Raw genomic sequence first — 15,611 nt, forward strand, 5'->3', positions numbered from 1 at the left:
AAGCATTGGTTATATCGAATATAGGCAAGAGCCCTCTGCCTTTCCAGCTTTTTATCCCGATATTGAGAGAACGCTTAAGGCATATGGTGATTTTTACATATCGGGATAAAAGACATGACACTTTCTAGACGGGAATTATTGCGCGGATCTCTTCTCACTGGGGGAGCGGGCGTTGTGGCTTCTTTGGCGGGGCTTCCATTTTCAGGGGCAGGTATGGCTGCAGCTCCCAAAGCACAGATACAAACTCCTGGAGCTTATCGTTTTTCAGTAGGGAACTTTGAAGTCACCGCTTTGCTGGATGGTTATATTGATGCAGATCCTACTTTGATACCCAGTTATGATGGGCAAGCAGCTACAAAGCTTTATCAGGATCAATTTCGCCCGCCGTTAGCCGATAAGATCAGAATTCCGATCAACTCATTTGTTATCAATACGGGTGAGAAGGTTGTTCTGATTGATTCTGGGACGGCAGATAATATGGGGCCAACACTGGGGCAATTCACAGATAACCTAAAGGCGGCAGGTGTTGACCCGGAATCAGTGGATGCGATCCTGCTTACCCATATGCATGTGGATCACATATCAGGAATAACCTCTAAAGAGGGAAAAGACCTGTTCCCGAATGCAGAGTTGATCGTTCACAAGGCGGATTGGGATTTTTGGCACGACGATGGCTTTATGTCTCAAGCCGATGATTTTATGAAGAGCAATTTTGTCAATGCGCGGGCAATGTCGGCCCCCTATGGCAAACGCCTCACCCTGGTCGAAGAAGATCAAGAAATCCTGCCGGGCATCGAAGCCGTTTGGATGCCGGGGCACACCCCTGGTCATACTGGCTTTATCTTGAGATCAGAGGGGCAGGAACTTATGATTTGGGGAGATGTAGTACACTTTACCGCTTTGCAGTTTGCGCATCCTGAATGGAGTATTGTGTTCGATTCAGATATGGCCTTGGCGGAAAAAACCCGTCGACGGATGTTGGATCGGGTCAGTGCAGACAAACTGGCAGTACTCGGAAGCCATCTGGATTTCCCGGGCCTTGGACACGTCGGACGCGACGGGGATCGTTACAGTTATCACCAGTCCAGTTGGCAGTATACGCTCTAGGTTTTTTTATGAGCTGCAAGGAGTACGTCTTGCAGCTCATTTTTGAGGAAACCTAACCTTAGATAAAGTTAGAGAGATCCGTTTAAAGCGAGGGTGCTGATGTCATCCAATAGGCTTTTCAAATGAACACGTAAGCCTGCAGCTTTTTCTGCGTCATAGGAGAACGGCAGCTCTTCTGTTTTGAGATAGACAGATTGGGTAAGCTCCATTTGAATGGCATGGATACCCGTTTGCGGTTGGCCATAATGTCGTGTCGTCCAGCCGCCTTTGAAGCGACCATTTAAGACCGTGCTATACCCATCGGCCGCAACACATACATCTTCGACAGCTTTTTCAATACTGGCAGCACACGTCTCCCCATTGTTGGTGCCGATGCTGAAATCGGGGAGCTTTCCTTCAAATAGGAAGGAAATGTGTGAGCGGATCGAATGGCAGTCATAGAGAATTGCAACACCATGAATTTTCCGAACCCGTTCTAATTCAGCTTTGAGGGCGGCGTGATAGGGTGCATGGAAAGCCAGGCGCCTCTGTTCTATTTCTGCTTCATCCGGCTCTTGGCCTTCACGGTAAATCGGAACATTGTCAAAATCGATAAGCGGACAGAGGCCTGTTGTGTTCTGGCCGGGGTATAAACTTACCCCCGACGGATCGCGGTTGGCGTCGATGGCATAGCGATGAAAGTTCGCTCTTACAATTGTAGCGTCGGGAAGCAGGCCTTCGTATAGCTGGTCTATATGCCAGTCGGTATCTGCGAGTTTCTGACCATTCTCATTAAGTTTTTCAAATATAGCAGCGGGCAGCCAGGTTCCTGTGTGCGTCATACCCAGAACAATAGGGCTGTTGCCAGGGGTGATTGTGACTGGTGATGCGTTTGAATTTGAGTTGGGCATGGCAGAATCGCTCTTTCATGGCTTGATTAGATCTGACTTTATTGTATTATGTCTGCACATAATATTTTGTCAAGCTATGGCTAGGAGAACAAAAGTGAGACATTTGTGGGCTGAACAGGCGCTGACGAGCACGGGTTGGCAAAAGGATGTACTTGTTACTATCGGTGATGATGGTCTGATTACAGGTGTTGAAGCAGGCAGTGCTGCACAGGGTGAAAAGCTTGGCGTATTGTTGCCGTCTCCGACGAACCTGCATAGCCATGCTTTCCAACGTGCCATGGCTGGGATGACAGAGACCCGGGGTGAAGACCCGCGCGATAGTTTCTGGACCTGGCGCAAATTGATGTACCGTTTCCTTGACCACCTCACACCTGATGACATCGAAGCCATAGCAGCATTTATGCAGATGGAAATGCTCGAGGCTGGGTATTCGGCCGTTTGTGAGTTCCATTATCTGCATCATCAACCCGGTGGAGCCAGCTATGATGACATTGCCGAGCTATCCAACCGTATTATTGCAGCCGCAAATGAAACCGGTATTGGCCTGACATTACTTCCGGTTCTTTACGAGCACGGTGGCTGTGACGGTAGAACACTCGGCCCGGGTCAAATTCGCTTTGGAAATACGCCTGATCGTTTTCAGAAACTGTTCGAAGCCGCAGATAAAGCGCTTAAAATCTTACCGGGGGATACAAGGCTTGGCGTCGCACCGCATTCTTTGCGTGCCGTCAGCCAGGAAGGCATGGTCTTCGCCACCAAACTTGCACCTGATGCTCCAATCCATTTGCACATTGCTGAACAGACAGCAGAGATCGAAGAGATCAAAGCTGCCTGGGGCAAACGCCCAATGGAATGGTTGCTTGAAAATCACACCGTTGATAGCCGCTGGTGCCTTATCCACTGTACCCATATGGAACCTCATGAAACCGAAGGCCTTGCTAAATCCGGTGCCGTTGCGGGCCTTTGCCCGATTACCGAATCAAGCCTCGGCGATGGTATCTTTGACGGTGTGCGCTATCTCAATGCAGGCGGGAAATTTGGTGTCGGTTCTGATTCAAACATCCGCATTACCCTTTCTGAAGAACTCCGTACCTTGGAATATTCTCAACGCTTGAGAGATCGCAGCCGTGCTGTTTTGGCAACCCGCGAAAAATCAACCGGGCGTGTCCTTATGGATGGTGTCGTTCAGGGCGGGGCACAAGCTGGGCAACGTAATGCCGGTGCCATTGAAGTCGGTAAAATGGCGGACCTCTTTGCTCTGGATTCCAACGCTGTCGACCTCTTGGGTAAAGAAGGCGATGCCGTATTGGATAGCTATATCTTTACCGGGGACGACAAAATGGTCACAGATGTCTGGTCTGCTGGCCGCCATCTGGTAAAAGGTGGTAAACACGCCAAGCACGAGGCGATCGTTTCCCGCTATAAAAAGACCATGATGTCGCTGAAGGACAGAGTTTGAAGGTAACAGCAGAGATCAATAGCTGGCAGTCAGTCAAAGCCGAAGTGATGCGACGCATTGTCGAGCGTATCTGGCTGCCAGGTGATCTCGTTCCCAACGAAGTCGATCTTGCGGAAGAATTTGGAGTTGCCCGGGCTACGGTAAATCGTGCCATGCGAGATCTCGCTGATGCAGGATTGTTGGAACGTCGCCGTAAGGCAGGGACCCGGGTGGCTCTTAATCCCACCCGAAAAGCCACCCTTGAAATACCGATCACCCGGCTTGAAGTCGAGCAACGCGGAGCGATCTGGCGGCATGCTGTTTTAGAACGCGAAGAGACCATTCCGCCAGTTGTGGTCGCCAGTAGACTTGGTCTGGCTGCTGATACGCCAATGTTACATGTCCGAAGCTTACATTACGCCAACAATCATCCCTTTTTGTACGAAGATCGTTGGGTCAATATCTCAGCCGTAAACGGTATTTGTGATGTCAGCTTTCAAAGCATTGATGCCAACGAATGGCTGGTGCAGAACGCGACCTTCACCCGCGGGGATATTTCCTTTTCAGCAGCCAACGCAACCAAGCAAGAAGCCGAGCTGTTAGAAACCACTGAAGGCGCCGCAATCTTCGTCATCGACCGCACCACCTGGAACGGTGAAATCCCGGTCACAATCGTGCGCTTAGCCTATGCGCCTGGTTATCGGATGCATACGGAACTTTAAGATTTAAAGCCACCAATTAAATAACCGATTCATTCTATCTCTATTTTCTTCCCACGATACAGGGTCTGGAACAAAAGCGTGGAGCATTCGCTCTGGTGATGTGGTCATATATGGACGCATGTTGTGGCCATTGTCGTAATTGTTTCCAACCAGAGGAAGGGACGATCGCCTGGCGGGACCATATGAAATGTAACTTGCTTGATCGGCCAGTTGAGAGGTGCTGGAGGAATAACGAACAAACTCCTTAGCGAGTTGAAGGTTCGGAGTGCCTTTAGGGATTGCCCATCCATCTACACCCAACGCTTGCCAGTCCCACATGAGAGAAATGTTTAAATTGTGCTTGAATTCGGCTTCGTAGCTTCTTCCATTATAAATAGAAGATATCGCAACATGATTGCCTTCAAGAAATTGTATAGGTTGAACGCCTGCTTCCCACCAGATAATGTTGTCTTTGATTGTATCAAGCTTGTTAAATGCTCGCTCTACCCCCTCGCCTGTAGAGAGGAGATCATAAACTTGATCCATCGGAACTCCATCGGCGAGTAAAGCCCATTCCATATTGTTGTATGGAGTTTTTTCTAATCCTCGTTTCCCAGGAAATTTTTTTAAATTGAATATGTCAGTAATACTTGCGGGCTGATTGTTACCCCATTGGTTTGTAGGGTAAGCAAAATGAACAGAGTAACTTATAAGAGGAGCAAAACAATTTTTACTCTTAACATCTGGAAATAGAATTTTATAAAAATCCTGATTTGCAGGAGTTCCGTCTGGAGCAGGGGCAATGTCTTTGTTTATATTAATTTCTTCTAAAAGGCCTTCATCACAGGCAATCTTGGCAGTGTTGTGGAGCATGTCGACAACATCCCATTTGATATTTTTTTGGCGAACCTGTTTCCGAATAGACTTCAGAGCATTTCGACTATCCTGAGTTATCTGAATATTGAGGCCAGGTTTTATTTCTTTGAAAGGCTCAACATAGGCTTTCTGCTGGCTTAGGCCATATGTTCCGCCCCATGAAACAACGACAAGCTCATTTGGATCTCTTTCAGTCGTAACGCATCCACTTACTGCCAGAATAGAAACACTTACTAATGCGACAGCTAGTTTGTTCTGAGCCTTGTTCATGTTCTGCCTCGATACCCATTATAATTTTATCATTTCAAACATAGGCTTTAAGGCCTGTTAAATCACAAGTATAGGCTTTATTTCCTGAAAAATATATTTTTCATAAGAGCTAAGTATTTTAATTGTCTGAAGTAAATAGGTTTCAGACATTCTTAATTTCAGGAATAAGTTCCTCGCTGAGCAGTTCTTCGATAAAGAAACTAAGTAGTTGGGCGCGGCCGGTGACGTCGGCTTTGTTGTAGATCGCGTTACACTGGGCTTTAACGGTACCTTCGCGGGTGTTGCGCATTTGCGCAATGTCGGAAAAAGACATGCCTTTGATGAGGAAGAGAGCAACGTCACGTTCAGCGGGGGTGAGTTTCCAGGTGTCGAAGTACTGATCCAACATGGTGACAAAGGCGCCTGAAGCAATTTTGATCTGGTCTTCCATACGACGCTGGCGTTGCAGCATGCGTCTGATCTGGGTGATGGTGAACACAATGCTCAAGGCCATGGCAACAACAACCATCGCTTCAAGAATGTCATGATTGAAGCCCGCGAGTATTTCATCTGCGAAGATGAAATCGCCCAGGGCGTCTGCGAGGAAAAATAACGTGCAGACAATTTGAATAACCAGCAGCCCCCACAGCATCGTGCTCTTGTTTTGCATCGGGCTTGAAGTGTCTCGAGGGGTGCTGGTCATCGGTTTTCTCGTTTAAGTGACGTGATTTAATTGAGAGGCATATTCTTTTTGCCTGTAATCATGGCTTTTACCAAGTTGATTTTTGAACGTTTGGTCTCAAAGGCAACGCCGAGAAGGTGTAATGCGACCGAAATCAGAACATAGTTTGCCAGAAATTCGTGAACATCTTCCATCCATTTCATACCCCAAAACATATCCGTTTCAGCGAGAATACCTGTGGTACATAGCAGTGCCAGTGAGCCCAGAAGGTTAAATACCATCAAAGCGCCGAGTGGGTTGTGACCGAGGTGGTCGTCCTTTTCGCCAAAGAACATCGCGCTGATGTGCTCTTTAACCCCAGCTACCGTCGGCATGAAGTTCTTAAAGCGTGCGTGATATCCCCCAATGAAACCCCAGATAACACGTAAACCCAACAGGGCAAGCAGGCCATAACCGAGATAGCTGTGAAGGGCACTGCCGTCCTCTGTGACAAAATAATTGAGCAGGAAGACAAGGGCGGTACTGGCGTGAAATAGGCGGACAAATAAGTCCCATACTTTGACATCTTGCATGGGGTTTCTCCTTAAGGGGGATGGAAAAGATGGGTGGCATCGCAGCCACCCTTTTTGTCGCATCGCACTTTAACTTTTCACTTCGTCGCTACATCGCTTGTGTAGGGGGTCTACACGATGCTCTTTGCTTCTTGTGAAAAAAAATAAATTGAGATGCGACATGAGTTAATCAAAATTCGATTAGTCGTCTTCTTCGACTTTCACGATCTTGCCAGTGTTGGGGTCGACATAGATCTCAAATCGCACGCCGTCTTTCATCGCGTAGGCTTCCAGAAGGTCGTCTTCAACTTCTATGTCGCGAACTTCATAACCCTGCTCTTGCAATAGGGATGTGATTTCGGTTTCTGATTTACCGGCGTAGGTTCCATCAAGGTTGCTCGCAAAGGCAACGCCAGCGAGTGTGAAGATGCCGATAGAAGAAAGTACGATTGTTTGTTTTAGAGCTTTCATGTGTTCATCCATTCTTTTGGTTGTTTCGGGTTGATCGATGAAACAAACTTGGAGAGGAACAGATGATTAATCTATTGAACTTTGGCTTATAAACCGGGGTTTATACCTAAAGTTTATAGCCTGATCACGCAGGGTTTATGGTGGGTTTATGGCTGGGTTATAAGGGTTTACGTACAACAGAGCCCTGTCATCCGGTATGAATCACAGGGCTCTGTTATTTGTCTTGTTTTACTTTGTTAGGTACAGAAAAATTTCTGATTGCCGTATTAGAGGACGGCATCCATCGCTTTGAGCAGCTTCTCGATGTCGTCCGGGCTGGTGTAGTGCACAAAAGATACCCGAAGAGCACCTGCCTCAGGGTCAAGATTCAAACCCTGGAACAAACGGTAGGAATAAAAATGTCCGCCTGCGGCCATGATACCGTGCTTGGATAGATCGGCAGCAACCGAGCGTCCGTCCCGGTTCGTGATCATTGAAATCGTCGGGGCTCTTTCTTCAGGATTTTCCGGGCCGAGCAACCTGACATCATTACGGCTTCGAATGTATTCCAACAACGGTGCCATCAAAGCCTGTTCCTGAGCTTGGAAGAGGTCGTGAATATCGTGACCACGTTTGCTGGTATCAGCCTGTGCACCGAAATGATGCGCGTGCACGGCATCGAAATATTCAGTAATGCCGCTGGAAGCTGCTACCTGAGCATGATCGGGCCCGGCTGGAACCAATCTTTTATGGGCGAGATCCTTATTGAAAAAATGTCCCTGATAACCCAACGCGTCACGGGTGTCTTTGCGGATAACCATCAGACCCTGATGGGGGCCATAGGTTTTGTAGAGAGAAAACAGATAAATATCTGCGCCAAGTGCATCAACGTTAGGAAATCCATGACCCGCATAGGAAACGCCATCGACAACCACTCTGGCGCCAACAGCATGAGCCTTGGCAGATATTTCTGCCACCGGGTTCACATGGGCGATGATGTTAGAGCAATGGGGAAAGGTCACCAGCTGAGTTTTGTCATTGAGAAGGTTGTCGAGTTCAGCAAGGTCGAGATAACCCGTTTCAGGATCAACGGCCCACTCGCGAACAATAATTCCGTCCTCTGCCAGTCGCCGCCAGGCACCGGAATTGGCCTCATGATCCTGATTGGTGACAATGATCTCATCACCCGCTTGCATGATAGAGCGAAAAGCCTGAGCAAGAACATAGGTGTTTTGGCTGGTGGATGGGCCAAGATCGATCTCGTCCTCGCCAACATTCAGATAGGCCGCAAGGTTAACCATAGCATCGTCCATCTCCTGACCGGCCTGTTCAGAAGCAGGGAAAGGGTGGTAGGGCTGTAGCTTGGTTTTGCGATAATAGTTGCTTAGACGATCAATGACCTGATTACAGGCGTAGGACCCCCCAGCATTTTCAAAAAAGGACCAACCTTTGAGAGAGGGTTCCTCAAAAGCAGAAAATTGAGAACGCACGAAGTCGAGATCAAGTGTTGTCATACTGTTGTCTTACCTATTTGTAGCTTCCGTGCCATTTTATAGTTCTGATTTGATTGGCAAGGATTGAACGGGAGAGAAGAGCCGGGTTGTAAAGCTATTTAGTGTTAAATATCTAACGGCCTTTAGGGGGAGGAGGTCAAGGGTTGTATTTTGGTGCAACCAATTTTTAAGGAATTGCCCCGTACTCTTTTCGACCAAGGCTGGTAAACAAGCCGAAAACACATCTGAGGTCGAATGAATGGGGAAGATGAAGCATAAAAAAGCGGTGGAAAGTGACCATCATACAAGCCCGCTTTATTTGCCAAATCAAGCGGTTGCTTATTTAGATGCAGCTCACAATCTAATAGCCTGTGATAATGATTTTCAAACTTTACTCGGTTTGACGAATGATTTGGTAAAGCCAAGGACATCGCTGTCTCAGATTCTGTTGTTTTGTGTCAGAGAAGATCAGCAAGGAAAAATTGACGAGATTGACGAGCACATATTGGATGAATGGCTCTATTTTCTTGGCCTTGATCAGCCTGTTGTTTTTCAAAGATCAAATCAAATACTACTTCAGCTGAGAACATCTCCGATGACAAATGGGGGGCTGTCGCTCATAGCAAGTGATGCCTCTTCTTGTTTAACAGGGGGGCTGACGGCAATTGCAGGACAGTTACAAACTGTCGTCGAAAGCATTACCCAAGGCATTACCCTGTTCGATCGCAATTGTAATCTGGTTCTCTGTAATGACCGTTTCCTGGAACTTATGGATTTTCCACAAGAATTGGGTAAACCCGGAACGCCACTCTCTGCTCTGTTTAAACATAATGCGGAAAAAGGGGAGTATGGTCCGGGAAATGTTGATGAACAGGTCAGCCAAAGAATGGCCCTGTCCTATAAATTTGAGGCCCATTATCTAGAGCGAACCCGGAAGAATGGAAACGTTGTGGCCGTTAATGGCAACCCGGTGCAAGATGGATTTGTCACCACCTATACAGATATTACTGCGCGAAAAAAAGCAGCCGAAACCCTTGAAGAAGCAAATAAGAATCTCGAAAGGCGGGTTGGTTTACGTACCGTAGAATTACAGGCGGAATTACTTCACAGGATAAAAACGGAAGAACGTCTAAACGATGCCATCGAGAAGGAGCAAGTTGCCGGCCGGGCTAAAACGGATTTTCTTGCCAATATGAGCCATGAATTACGTACACCGCTAAACTGTATTATTGGCTTTTCAGAACTGTTGAGAAATGAGGCCTTCGGGCCTCTTGGGCAAGAGCGTTATCGCGATTATTCCGTTGATATAAATGAAGCAGGTGTTCATTTACTCGAAGTTCTCAATGATGTCCTGGATGTATCAAAGTTGGAAACCGGAGAGATAGATCTAAGAGAATGTGAGATTGATCTGATTGATCTCATGAATTCAAGTTACAAAATGATTGTCTATCGGGCTGAGAGGCAAAAGATATCTTTCGACTTGGACTTACCGGAAAATTTACCCTACCTCTATGGTGATCCTCGCCGGATTAAACAGATACTGGTGAACGTCCTTTCGAATGCGGTGAAATTCTCAACTGAAGGCGGAGAGGTCTCCGTATCCATATTTATATCTGATGATGGCGATATGTGCTTCGATGTTATTGACCGGGGTATTGGCATAAGCCCCGAAGATCTCGCTCTGGTTATGGAACCATTCCATCAGGCCGGAGATGCACTAACACGAAGCCATGATGGAACCGGGCTTGGGCTTCACATTGTAAATTCTCTGGTCGAACTTCACGGTGGAAGTACCGAGATAGAGAGCAAGCTCGATGAGGGCACAACCGTACATCTACGGTTTCCCAAAACACGGGTAATCAACAAGAAGGCATTTCTTGATAAGTCAGGGAATAACACTGCCCCAGAAAGGACCAGAAAAACAGGGAAAGCAGGAACCAAACCTAATGGTCAGCCCCTGCATTAAATTAAGTTCTAGTCTTTTAAAACCACTGTCGATTGGCGGGCTCTGTTAACACTGAGCTGTGTTACATCTGGTCGGGAGTAGTGGCCAGCGGGGTCAAAGTTTTGCCGTTCGCGTCGAACTAGTTTGTGGTCGATGGTCGCTACCGCAAGACGTTCTTCGCCGATTATGGGTTCAATCACCCACTTACCGTCAGGCCCCATCAGGCAAGATCCTCCATTGGCAAGAAAGCCCGAGGTTTCCCCTGCTCTGATCAAATCTGCGTGCGGAATGTCATTGGGAATATCCTCTATGCGCATTAAACCGCAAACGAACATGGTATAAGAGCGGGATTCCTTGGCGATAAAACCCGGGAGGTCATGTGTGTTGTGATCACCTCCGGGCCAGCAGGAAAAGTGCAGATCTTCGCCTTGAGCATAGAGCGAAGCCCGCGCCAATGGCATCCAGTTTTCCCAGCAATTCAGACCGCCGACGGTAAATTCACCAATTGGGTGGGTACGAAGGCCGTGGCCATCGCCGGGTGCCCAGGCGAGGCGTTCTTCATAGGTTGGCATCAGCTTGCGGTGGACAGAGCCGATTTCACCCTGCTTGTCGATATACACCAGTGTGCAATAAAGACTGTGCCCCGCGCGATCGGGCGGCCGCTCCATAATGCCGACATAAACCGCAATTGAACGCGCCTTTGCCAACTCACAGATACCTTTGAGATCACCACGTTCGATGCAGACACCTTCGTCGAGATATTTGGCGTGGATTTCTTTTTGAATGTCGTTGTTAAAGCGGGCACCATCGGTGCGATCAAGCCAGAAGGGATAACCCGGAGCCAGAGCCTCACCAAAGCCAACGAGATCACAGCCTTGATCTGCGGCCTGATTTATATAGTCGGCGATCTTGGCAAGTGTCGCCTCACGGTTGAGCCACACAGGGGTGATTTGGGCCAACCCAACGGTCAGGAGATCTTTGTTAGTGCTCATGTCTTGCTCCGGTATTTATCTGGATAAGATGGATTTACCGGGAGTTAAACATGGGAGTTTAGAGGGGGCAAAGCCAGATAGCCGATGGCGAGGCCTTTACCGCAAGAATGTGAAAAAGCAGCAGGTTCCCCTACTGCTTTTTCTCTTTGTCACCAATTATCTACTCACCGGGAGCAGGGATAGCTGAGCTGGGTTGAGGTTTTTCATAACGTCTTAGATTGTGTTCAAACTCATGAATACGACGATATATAGGCACTTCTCCGCTTTGTTGAGTAGATTTAGGATTTCAAATAGAGCATAGATTGATTATCTGGAATGGATGATTGTCTAATTTTGAGTTTGAAGTATTCGGTATCCTTGATGCCTCTGGCTCGCTTACGGATCATTCCTATGGCACTTCTCCGCTTTGTTGAGTAGATTTAGGATTTCAAATAGAGCATAGATTGATTATCTGGAATGGATGATTGTCTAATTTTGAGTTTGAAGTATTCGGTATCCTTGATGCCTCTGGCTCGCTTACGGATCATTCCTATACTGACATTACCAGCCTCTATCCTGGCGCTTGTGAGCTTGTGTTTGGCGTAGTTGCAGATGCCCACACAATGTTTCCGTAGGGATTTCGCGAACTTTTTTAGATAGAGCATCTGTGACTGATCTGCTATCAGGCACCAACGTTCCAGTTGCTCCGCCATCGCCTCAAATGAAGCGGCACTCCACAGCAGCTGAAGCTGTTCTTTCAAGACGTAAAGTGCATTCAGGTTGCTATTGCTCTCCAGCAACCTTTGCAGCTTGTCACTTTGTTTTTCACTCAACTTATCCGCATTTTTGAGCAACAGATAATGTGTCCCTTTCATCAACTCTTTACCACTTGGATCGGCCTTTCTGAACTCAAGTCGACGCTGATTATGGATAGCTTTGCTGTAGTTTTTCATGACGTGGAAACGGTCAAATACTATGTCGGCCAACGGCAAGGACTCTCTGACAGCCTTTTGGTAGGCAGGCCCCATATCCATCGCTACGGCCTTTATTTTGCAGGCTGTATCTGGTTGCAGTTGTTTCAAAAACCTTGAAAAAACCTCGGCAGTTCGGCCTGCTTCAACCCAGATCAGATGACCGCCAACCATATCGTAGACCACCGTCATGTAGTCATGACCTTTCGCCCGGGCAACTTCATCTACACCAATATATTCCAAGCCAGTTAGCTCTGCAGGATCAAGCGTAGGGAGAGTTTCAATAAGGTATGCCCTGTCGATATTCTTGACCGTTTCCCATCGTATATCCAAATGTCTGGAAACCGCTTGAATAGACATATGCCGACATAATCCACTGATCAGTCGGCAAAATCGGTGAGTGAAACGGCACCCTTTATCAACAAAATCACACCCCTCAATGCGGCGTTCGCCCTTGTTAATATAAACCTGCGCCAGCTCAATCTCGACCACACAAGGATACCCAAAAAGGGGGATGTCGTTTACTTGTCGGCGGACATGCTGGTTGATGCTTCCCTTCTGGCCTGTAGCAGGGTCTATAGCCCTCCTACGCGCGTCTCGGCTGCAGTGAATGACAATCTTAACACCGCCGTCATCCAGTTTAATTTCATTTACACGTTGCCCTTTGAGGCCTAAAATATGCTGCGAGATGTTGATTGTCATATACCTGCTCTATGTAAAGTTATCAGAAACCATACATATCAACAGGTTACTTGGCGGTCGGCATCTTTTTCTACTCAACAAAGCGGAGAAGAGCCATTCCTATACTGACATTACCAGCCTCTATCCTGGCGCTTGTGAGCTTGTGTTTGGCGTAGTTGCAGATGCCCACACAATGTTTCCGTAGGGATTTCGCGAACTTTTTTAGATAGAGCATCTGTGACTGATCTGCTATCAGGCACCAACGTTCCAGTTGCTCCGCCATCGCCTCAAATGAAGCGGCACTCCACAGCAGATGAAGCTGTTCTTTCAAGACGTAAAGTGCATTCAGGTTGCTATTGCTCTCCAGCAACCTTTGCAGCTTGTCACTTTGTTTTTCACTCAACTTATCCGCATTTTTGAGCAACAGATAATGTGTCCCTTTCATCAACTCTTTACCACTTGGATCGGCCTTTCTGAACTCAAGTCGACGCTGATTATGGATAGCTTTGCTGTAGTTTTTCATGACGTGGAAACGGTCAAATACTATGTCGGCCAACGGCAAGGACTCTCTGACAGCCTTTTGGTAGGCAGGCCCCATATCCATCGCTACGGCCTTTATTTTGCAGGCTGTATCTGGTTGCAGTTGTTTCAAAAACCTTGAAAAAACCTCGGCAGTTCGGCCTGCTTCAACCCAGATCAGATGACCGCCAACCATATCGTAGACCACCGTCATGTAGTCATGACCTTTCGCCCGGGCAACTTCATCTACACCAATATATTCCAAGCCAGTTAGCTCTGCAGGATCAAGCGTAGGGAGAGTTTCAATAAGGTATGCCCTGTCGATATTCTTGACCGTTTCCCATCGTATATCCAAATGTCTGGAAACCGCTTGAATAGACATATGCCGACATAATCCACTGATCAGTCGGCAAAATCGGTGAGTGAAACGGCACCCTTTATCAACAAAATCACACCCCTCAATGCGGCGTTCGCCCTTGTTAATATAAACCTGCGCCAGCTCAATCTCGACCACACAAGGATACCCAAAAAGGGGGATGTCGTTTAGGCACTTCTCCGCTTTGTTGAGTAGATTTAGGATTTCAAATAGAGCATAGATTGATTATCTGGAATGGATGATTGTCTAATTTTGAGTTTGAAGTATTCGGTATCCTTGATGCCTCTGGCTCGCTTACGGATCATTCCTATACTGACATTACCAGCCTCTATCCTGGCGCTTGTGAGCTTGTGTTTGGCGTAGTTGCAGATGCCCACACAATGTTTCCGTAGGGATTTCGCGAACTTTTTTAGATAGAGCATCTGTGACTGATCTGCTATCAGGCACCAACGTTCCAGTTGCTCCGCCATCGCCTCAAATGAAGCGGCACTCCACAGCAGCTGAAGCTGTTCTTTCAAGACGTAAAGTGCATTCAGGTTGCTATTGCTCTCCAGCAACCTTTGCAGCTTGTCACTTTGTTTTTCACTCAACTTATCCGCATTTTTGAGCAACAGATAATGTGTCCCTTTCATCAACTCTTTACCACTTGGATCGGCCTTTCTGAACTCAAGTCGACGCTGATTATGGATAGCTTTGCTGTAGTTTTTCATGACGTGGAAACGGTCAAATACTATGTCGGCCAACGGCAAGGACTCTCTGACAGCCTTTTGGTAGGCAGGCCCCATATCCATCGCTACGGCCTTTATTTTGCAGGCTGTATCTGGTTGCAGTTGTTTCAAAAACCTTGAAAAAACCTCGGCAGTTCGGCCTGCTTCAACCCAGATCAGATGACCGCCAACCATATCGTAGACCACCGTCATGTAGTCATGACCTTTCGCCCGGGCAACTTCATCTACACCAATATATTCCAAGCCAGTTAGCTCTGCAGGATCAAGCGTAGGGAGAGTTTCAATAAGGTATGCCCTGTCGATATTCTTGACCGTTTCCCATCGTATATCCAAATGTCTGGAAACCGCTTGAATAGACATATGCCGACATAATCCACTGATCAGTCGGCAAAATCGGTGAGTGAAACGGCACCCTTTATCAACAAAATCACACCCCTCAATGCGGCGTTCGCCCTTGTTAATATAAACCTGCGCCAGCTCAATCTCGACCACACAAGGATACCCAAAAAGGGGGATGTCGTTTACTTGTCGGCGGACATGCTGGTTGATGCTTCCCTTCTGGCCTGTAGCAGGGTCTATAGCCCTCCTACGCGCGTCTCGGCTGCAGTGAATGACAATCTTAACACCGCCGTCATCCAGTTTAATTTCATTTACACGTTGCCCTTTGAGGCCTAAAATATGCTGCGAGATGTTGATTGTCATATACCTGCTCTATGTAAAGTTATCAGAAACCATACATATCAACAGGTTACTTGGCGGTCGGCATCTTTTTCTACTCAACAAAGCGGAGAAGAGCCGTCGTTTACTTGTCGGCGGACATGCTGGTTGATGCTTCCCTTCTGGCCTGTAGCAGGGTCTATAGCCCTCCTACGCGCGTCTCGGCTGCAGTGAATGACAATCTTAACACCGCCGTCATCCAGTTTAATTTCATTTACACGTTGCCCTTTGAGGCCTAAAATATGCTGCGAGATGTTGATTGTCAT

Annotated in this window: 16 protein-coding genes and 1 pseudogene; 6 read left to right on the top strand and 11 right to left on the bottom strand. The window is 47.4% G+C overall.

The window, feature by feature from the left end; all coding sequences use genetic code 11:
• Positions 1-114 precede the first annotated feature (114 nt).
• A complete protein-coding gene (locus ACOGW3_RS12610; protein ID WP_419903293.1) occupies positions 115-1,107 on the top strand; it encodes an MBL fold metallo-hydrolase in 993 nt (330 codons plus the stop codon).
• A 68-nt stretch (positions 1,108-1,175) separates the two neighbouring features.
• Here the strand turns inward: ACOGW3_RS12610 and hutG are convergent, their stop codons facing one another.
• The gene (gene hutG, locus ACOGW3_RS12615) at positions 1,176-1,997 is read right to left on the bottom strand and encodes an N-formylglutamate deformylase (RefSeq protein WP_419903294.1); all 822 of its coding nucleotides are present in this window, start codon (positions 1,995-1,997) and stop codon (positions 1,176-1,178) included.
• A gap of 94 nt (positions 1,998-2,091) precedes the next feature.
• On the opposite strand from hutG, the gene ACOGW3_RS12620 reads away from it, so the two are divergent.
• Both ACOGW3_RS12620 and ACOGW3_RS12625 read left to right on the top strand, forming a co-directional pair.
• The gene (locus tag ACOGW3_RS12620) at positions 2,092-3,456 is read left to right on the top strand and encodes a formimidoylglutamate deiminase (RefSeq protein WP_419903295.1); all 1,365 of its coding nucleotides are present in this window, start codon (positions 2,092-2,094) and stop codon (positions 3,454-3,456) included.
• Positions 3,453-4,157, top strand: coding sequence for a GntR family transcriptional regulator (locus tag ACOGW3_RS12625; RefSeq protein ID WP_419903296.1), 705 nt, complete (start codon positions 3,453-3,455; stop codon positions 4,155-4,157). Before ACOGW3_RS12620 ends, ACOGW3_RS12625 begins: the two co-directional genes overlap by 4 nt.
• A 3-nt stretch (positions 4,158-4,160) precedes the next feature.
• Here ACOGW3_RS12625 and ACOGW3_RS12630 read toward each other — a convergent pair whose 3' ends face one another.
• The 5 genes from ACOGW3_RS12630 to ACOGW3_RS12650 form a co-directional block, all read right to left on the bottom strand.
• Complete coding sequence (locus ACOGW3_RS12630) at positions 4,161-5,282, bottom strand: extracellular solute-binding protein (RefSeq protein ID WP_419903297.1); 1,122 nt, start codon at positions 5,280-5,282, stop codon at positions 4,161-4,163.
• A 142-nt stretch (positions 5,283-5,424) separates the two neighbouring features.
• Entirely contained in the window at positions 5,425-5,964 is a 540-nt protein-coding gene (locus ACOGW3_RS12635; RefSeq protein WP_419903298.1) for a helix-turn-helix transcriptional regulator, read from the bottom strand.
• A gap of 26 nt (positions 5,965-5,990) precedes the next feature.
• Positions 5,991-6,515: a cytochrome b/b6 domain-containing protein gene (locus ACOGW3_RS12640; protein WP_419903299.1), complete on the bottom strand. Its 525-nt coding sequence runs from the start codon at positions 6,513-6,515 to the stop codon at positions 5,991-5,993.
• Between the two features lie 180 nt (positions 6,516-6,695).
• Complete coding sequence (locus ACOGW3_RS12645) at positions 6,696-6,965, bottom strand: PepSY domain-containing protein (RefSeq protein ID WP_419903300.1); 270 nt, start codon at positions 6,963-6,965, stop codon at positions 6,696-6,698.
• Positions 6,966-7,231: 266 nt separating this feature from the next.
• Positions 7,232-8,458 carry an aminotransferase class V-fold PLP-dependent enzyme gene (locus tag ACOGW3_RS12650; protein ID WP_419903301.1) on the bottom strand — a complete coding sequence of 409 codons (1,227 nt, stop codon included), beginning with the start codon at positions 8,456-8,458 and terminating at the stop codon, positions 7,232-7,234.
• Between the two features lie 247 nt (positions 8,459-8,705).
• Between ACOGW3_RS12650 and ACOGW3_RS12655 the strand changes: the two genes are divergently transcribed.
• Complete coding sequence (locus ACOGW3_RS12655) at positions 8,706-10,403, top strand: PAS-domain containing protein (RefSeq protein ID WP_419903302.1); 1,698 nt, start codon at positions 8,706-8,708, stop codon at positions 10,401-10,403.
• An 8-nt stretch (positions 10,404-10,411) separates the two neighbouring features.
• Here ACOGW3_RS12655 and ACOGW3_RS12660 read toward each other — a convergent pair whose 3' ends face one another.
• Both ACOGW3_RS12660 and ACOGW3_RS12665 read right to left on the bottom strand, forming a co-directional pair.
• A complete protein-coding gene (locus tag ACOGW3_RS12660; RefSeq protein WP_419903303.1) occupies positions 10,412-11,374 on the bottom strand; it encodes a carbon-nitrogen hydrolase family protein in 963 nt (320 codons plus the stop codon).
• Positions 11,375-11,793: 419 nt separating this feature from the next.
• Complete coding sequence (locus ACOGW3_RS12665; RefSeq protein WP_419901077.1) at positions 11,794-13,026, bottom strand: ISL3 family transposase; 1,233 nt, start codon at positions 13,024-13,026, stop codon at positions 11,794-11,796.
• Between ACOGW3_RS12665 and ACOGW3_RS12670 the strand changes: the two genes are divergently transcribed.
• A complete protein-coding gene (locus ACOGW3_RS12670; RefSeq protein WP_419903304.1) occupies positions 13,013-13,210 on the top strand; it encodes a hypothetical protein in 198 nt (65 codons plus the stop codon). The two genes, ACOGW3_RS12665 and ACOGW3_RS12670, sit on opposite strands and share 14 nt — an antisense overlap.
• On the opposite strand, the pseudogene ACOGW3_RS12675 reads toward ACOGW3_RS12670, so the two are convergent.
• Positions 13,121-14,071: pseudogene (locus ACOGW3_RS12675) on the bottom strand (ISL3 family transposase); the annotation flags it as partial. The gene ACOGW3_RS12670 and the pseudogene ACOGW3_RS12675 overlap by 90 nt on opposite strands.
• A gap of 26 nt (positions 14,072-14,097) precedes the next feature.
• A complete protein-coding gene (locus ACOGW3_RS12680; RefSeq protein WP_419901077.1) occupies positions 14,098-15,330 on the bottom strand; it encodes an ISL3 family transposase in 1,233 nt (410 codons plus the stop codon).
• On the opposite strand from ACOGW3_RS12680, the gene ACOGW3_RS12685 reads away from it, so the two are divergent.
• On the top strand, positions 15,317-15,457 hold the full coding sequence (locus ACOGW3_RS12685) for a hypothetical protein (protein WP_419903305.1): 141 nt from the start codon (positions 15,317-15,319) through the stop codon (positions 15,455-15,457). The two genes, ACOGW3_RS12680 and ACOGW3_RS12685, sit on opposite strands and share 14 nt — an antisense overlap.
• Here ACOGW3_RS12685 and ACOGW3_RS12690 read toward each other — a convergent pair.
• Positions 15,405-15,611, bottom strand: coding sequence for a hypothetical protein (locus ACOGW3_RS12690; RefSeq protein WP_419903306.1), 207 nt, complete (start codon positions 15,609-15,611; stop codon positions 15,405-15,407). The genes ACOGW3_RS12685 and ACOGW3_RS12690 overlap by 53 nt on opposite strands.

The organism is Kiloniella sp. (genome assembly GCF_965205715.1).
GTDB lineage: Bacteria > Pseudomonadota > Alphaproteobacteria > Kiloniellales > Kiloniellaceae > Kiloniella.

What these genes read in the sequence shown, in the direction of transcription:
- ACOGW3_RS12690 (WP_419903306.1), bottom strand. Translation starts at nt 15,611, where the DNA reads ATGACAATCAACATCTCGCAGCATATTTTAGGCCTCAAAGGGCAACGT.
- ACOGW3_RS12655 (WP_419903302.1), top strand. Translation starts at nt 8,706, where the DNA reads ATGAAGCATAAAAAAGCGGTGGAAAGTGACCATCATACAAGCCCGCTT.
- ACOGW3_RS12610 (WP_419903293.1), top strand. Translation starts at nt 115, where the DNA reads ATGACACTTTCTAGACGGGAATTATTGCGCGGATCTCTTCTCACTGGG.
- ACOGW3_RS12685 (WP_419903305.1), top strand. Translation starts at nt 15,317, where the DNA reads ATGTTGATTGTCATATACCTGCTCTATGTAAAGTTATCAGAAACCATA.
- ACOGW3_RS12640 (WP_419903299.1), bottom strand. Translation starts at nt 6,515, where the DNA reads ATGCAAGATGTCAAAGTATGGGACTTATTTGTCCGCCTATTTCACGCC.
- ACOGW3_RS12680 (WP_419901077.1), bottom strand. Translation starts at nt 15,330, where the DNA reads ATGACAATCAACATCTCGCAGCATATTTTAGGCCTCAAAGGGCAACGT.
- hutG (WP_419903294.1), bottom strand. Translation starts at nt 1,997, where the DNA reads ATGCCCAACTCAAATTCAAACGCATCACCAGTCACAATCACCCCTGGC.
- ACOGW3_RS12670 (WP_419903304.1), top strand. Translation starts at nt 13,013, where the DNA reads ATGTTGATTGTCATATACCTGCTCTATGTAAAGTTATCAGAAACCATA.
- ACOGW3_RS12645 (WP_419903300.1), bottom strand. Translation starts at nt 6,965, where the DNA reads ATGAAAGCTCTAAAACAAACAATCGTACTTTCTTCTATCGGCATCTTC.
- ACOGW3_RS12635 (WP_419903298.1), bottom strand. Translation starts at nt 5,964, where the DNA reads ATGACCAGCACCCCTCGAGACACTTCAAGCCCGATGCAAAACAAGAGC.
- ACOGW3_RS12660 (WP_419903303.1), bottom strand. Translation starts at nt 11,374, where the DNA reads ATGAGCACTAACAAAGATCTCCTGACCGTTGGGTTGGCCCAAATCACC.
- ACOGW3_RS12630 (WP_419903297.1), bottom strand. Translation starts at nt 5,282, where the DNA reads ATGAACAAGGCTCAGAACAAACTAGCTGTCGCATTAGTAAGTGTTTCT.
- ACOGW3_RS12650 (WP_419903301.1), bottom strand. Translation starts at nt 8,458, where the DNA reads ATGACAACACTTGATCTCGACTTCGTGCGTTCTCAATTTTCTGCTTTT.
- ACOGW3_RS12665 (WP_419901077.1), bottom strand. Translation starts at nt 13,026, where the DNA reads ATGACAATCAACATCTCGCAGCATATTTTAGGCCTCAAAGGGCAACGT.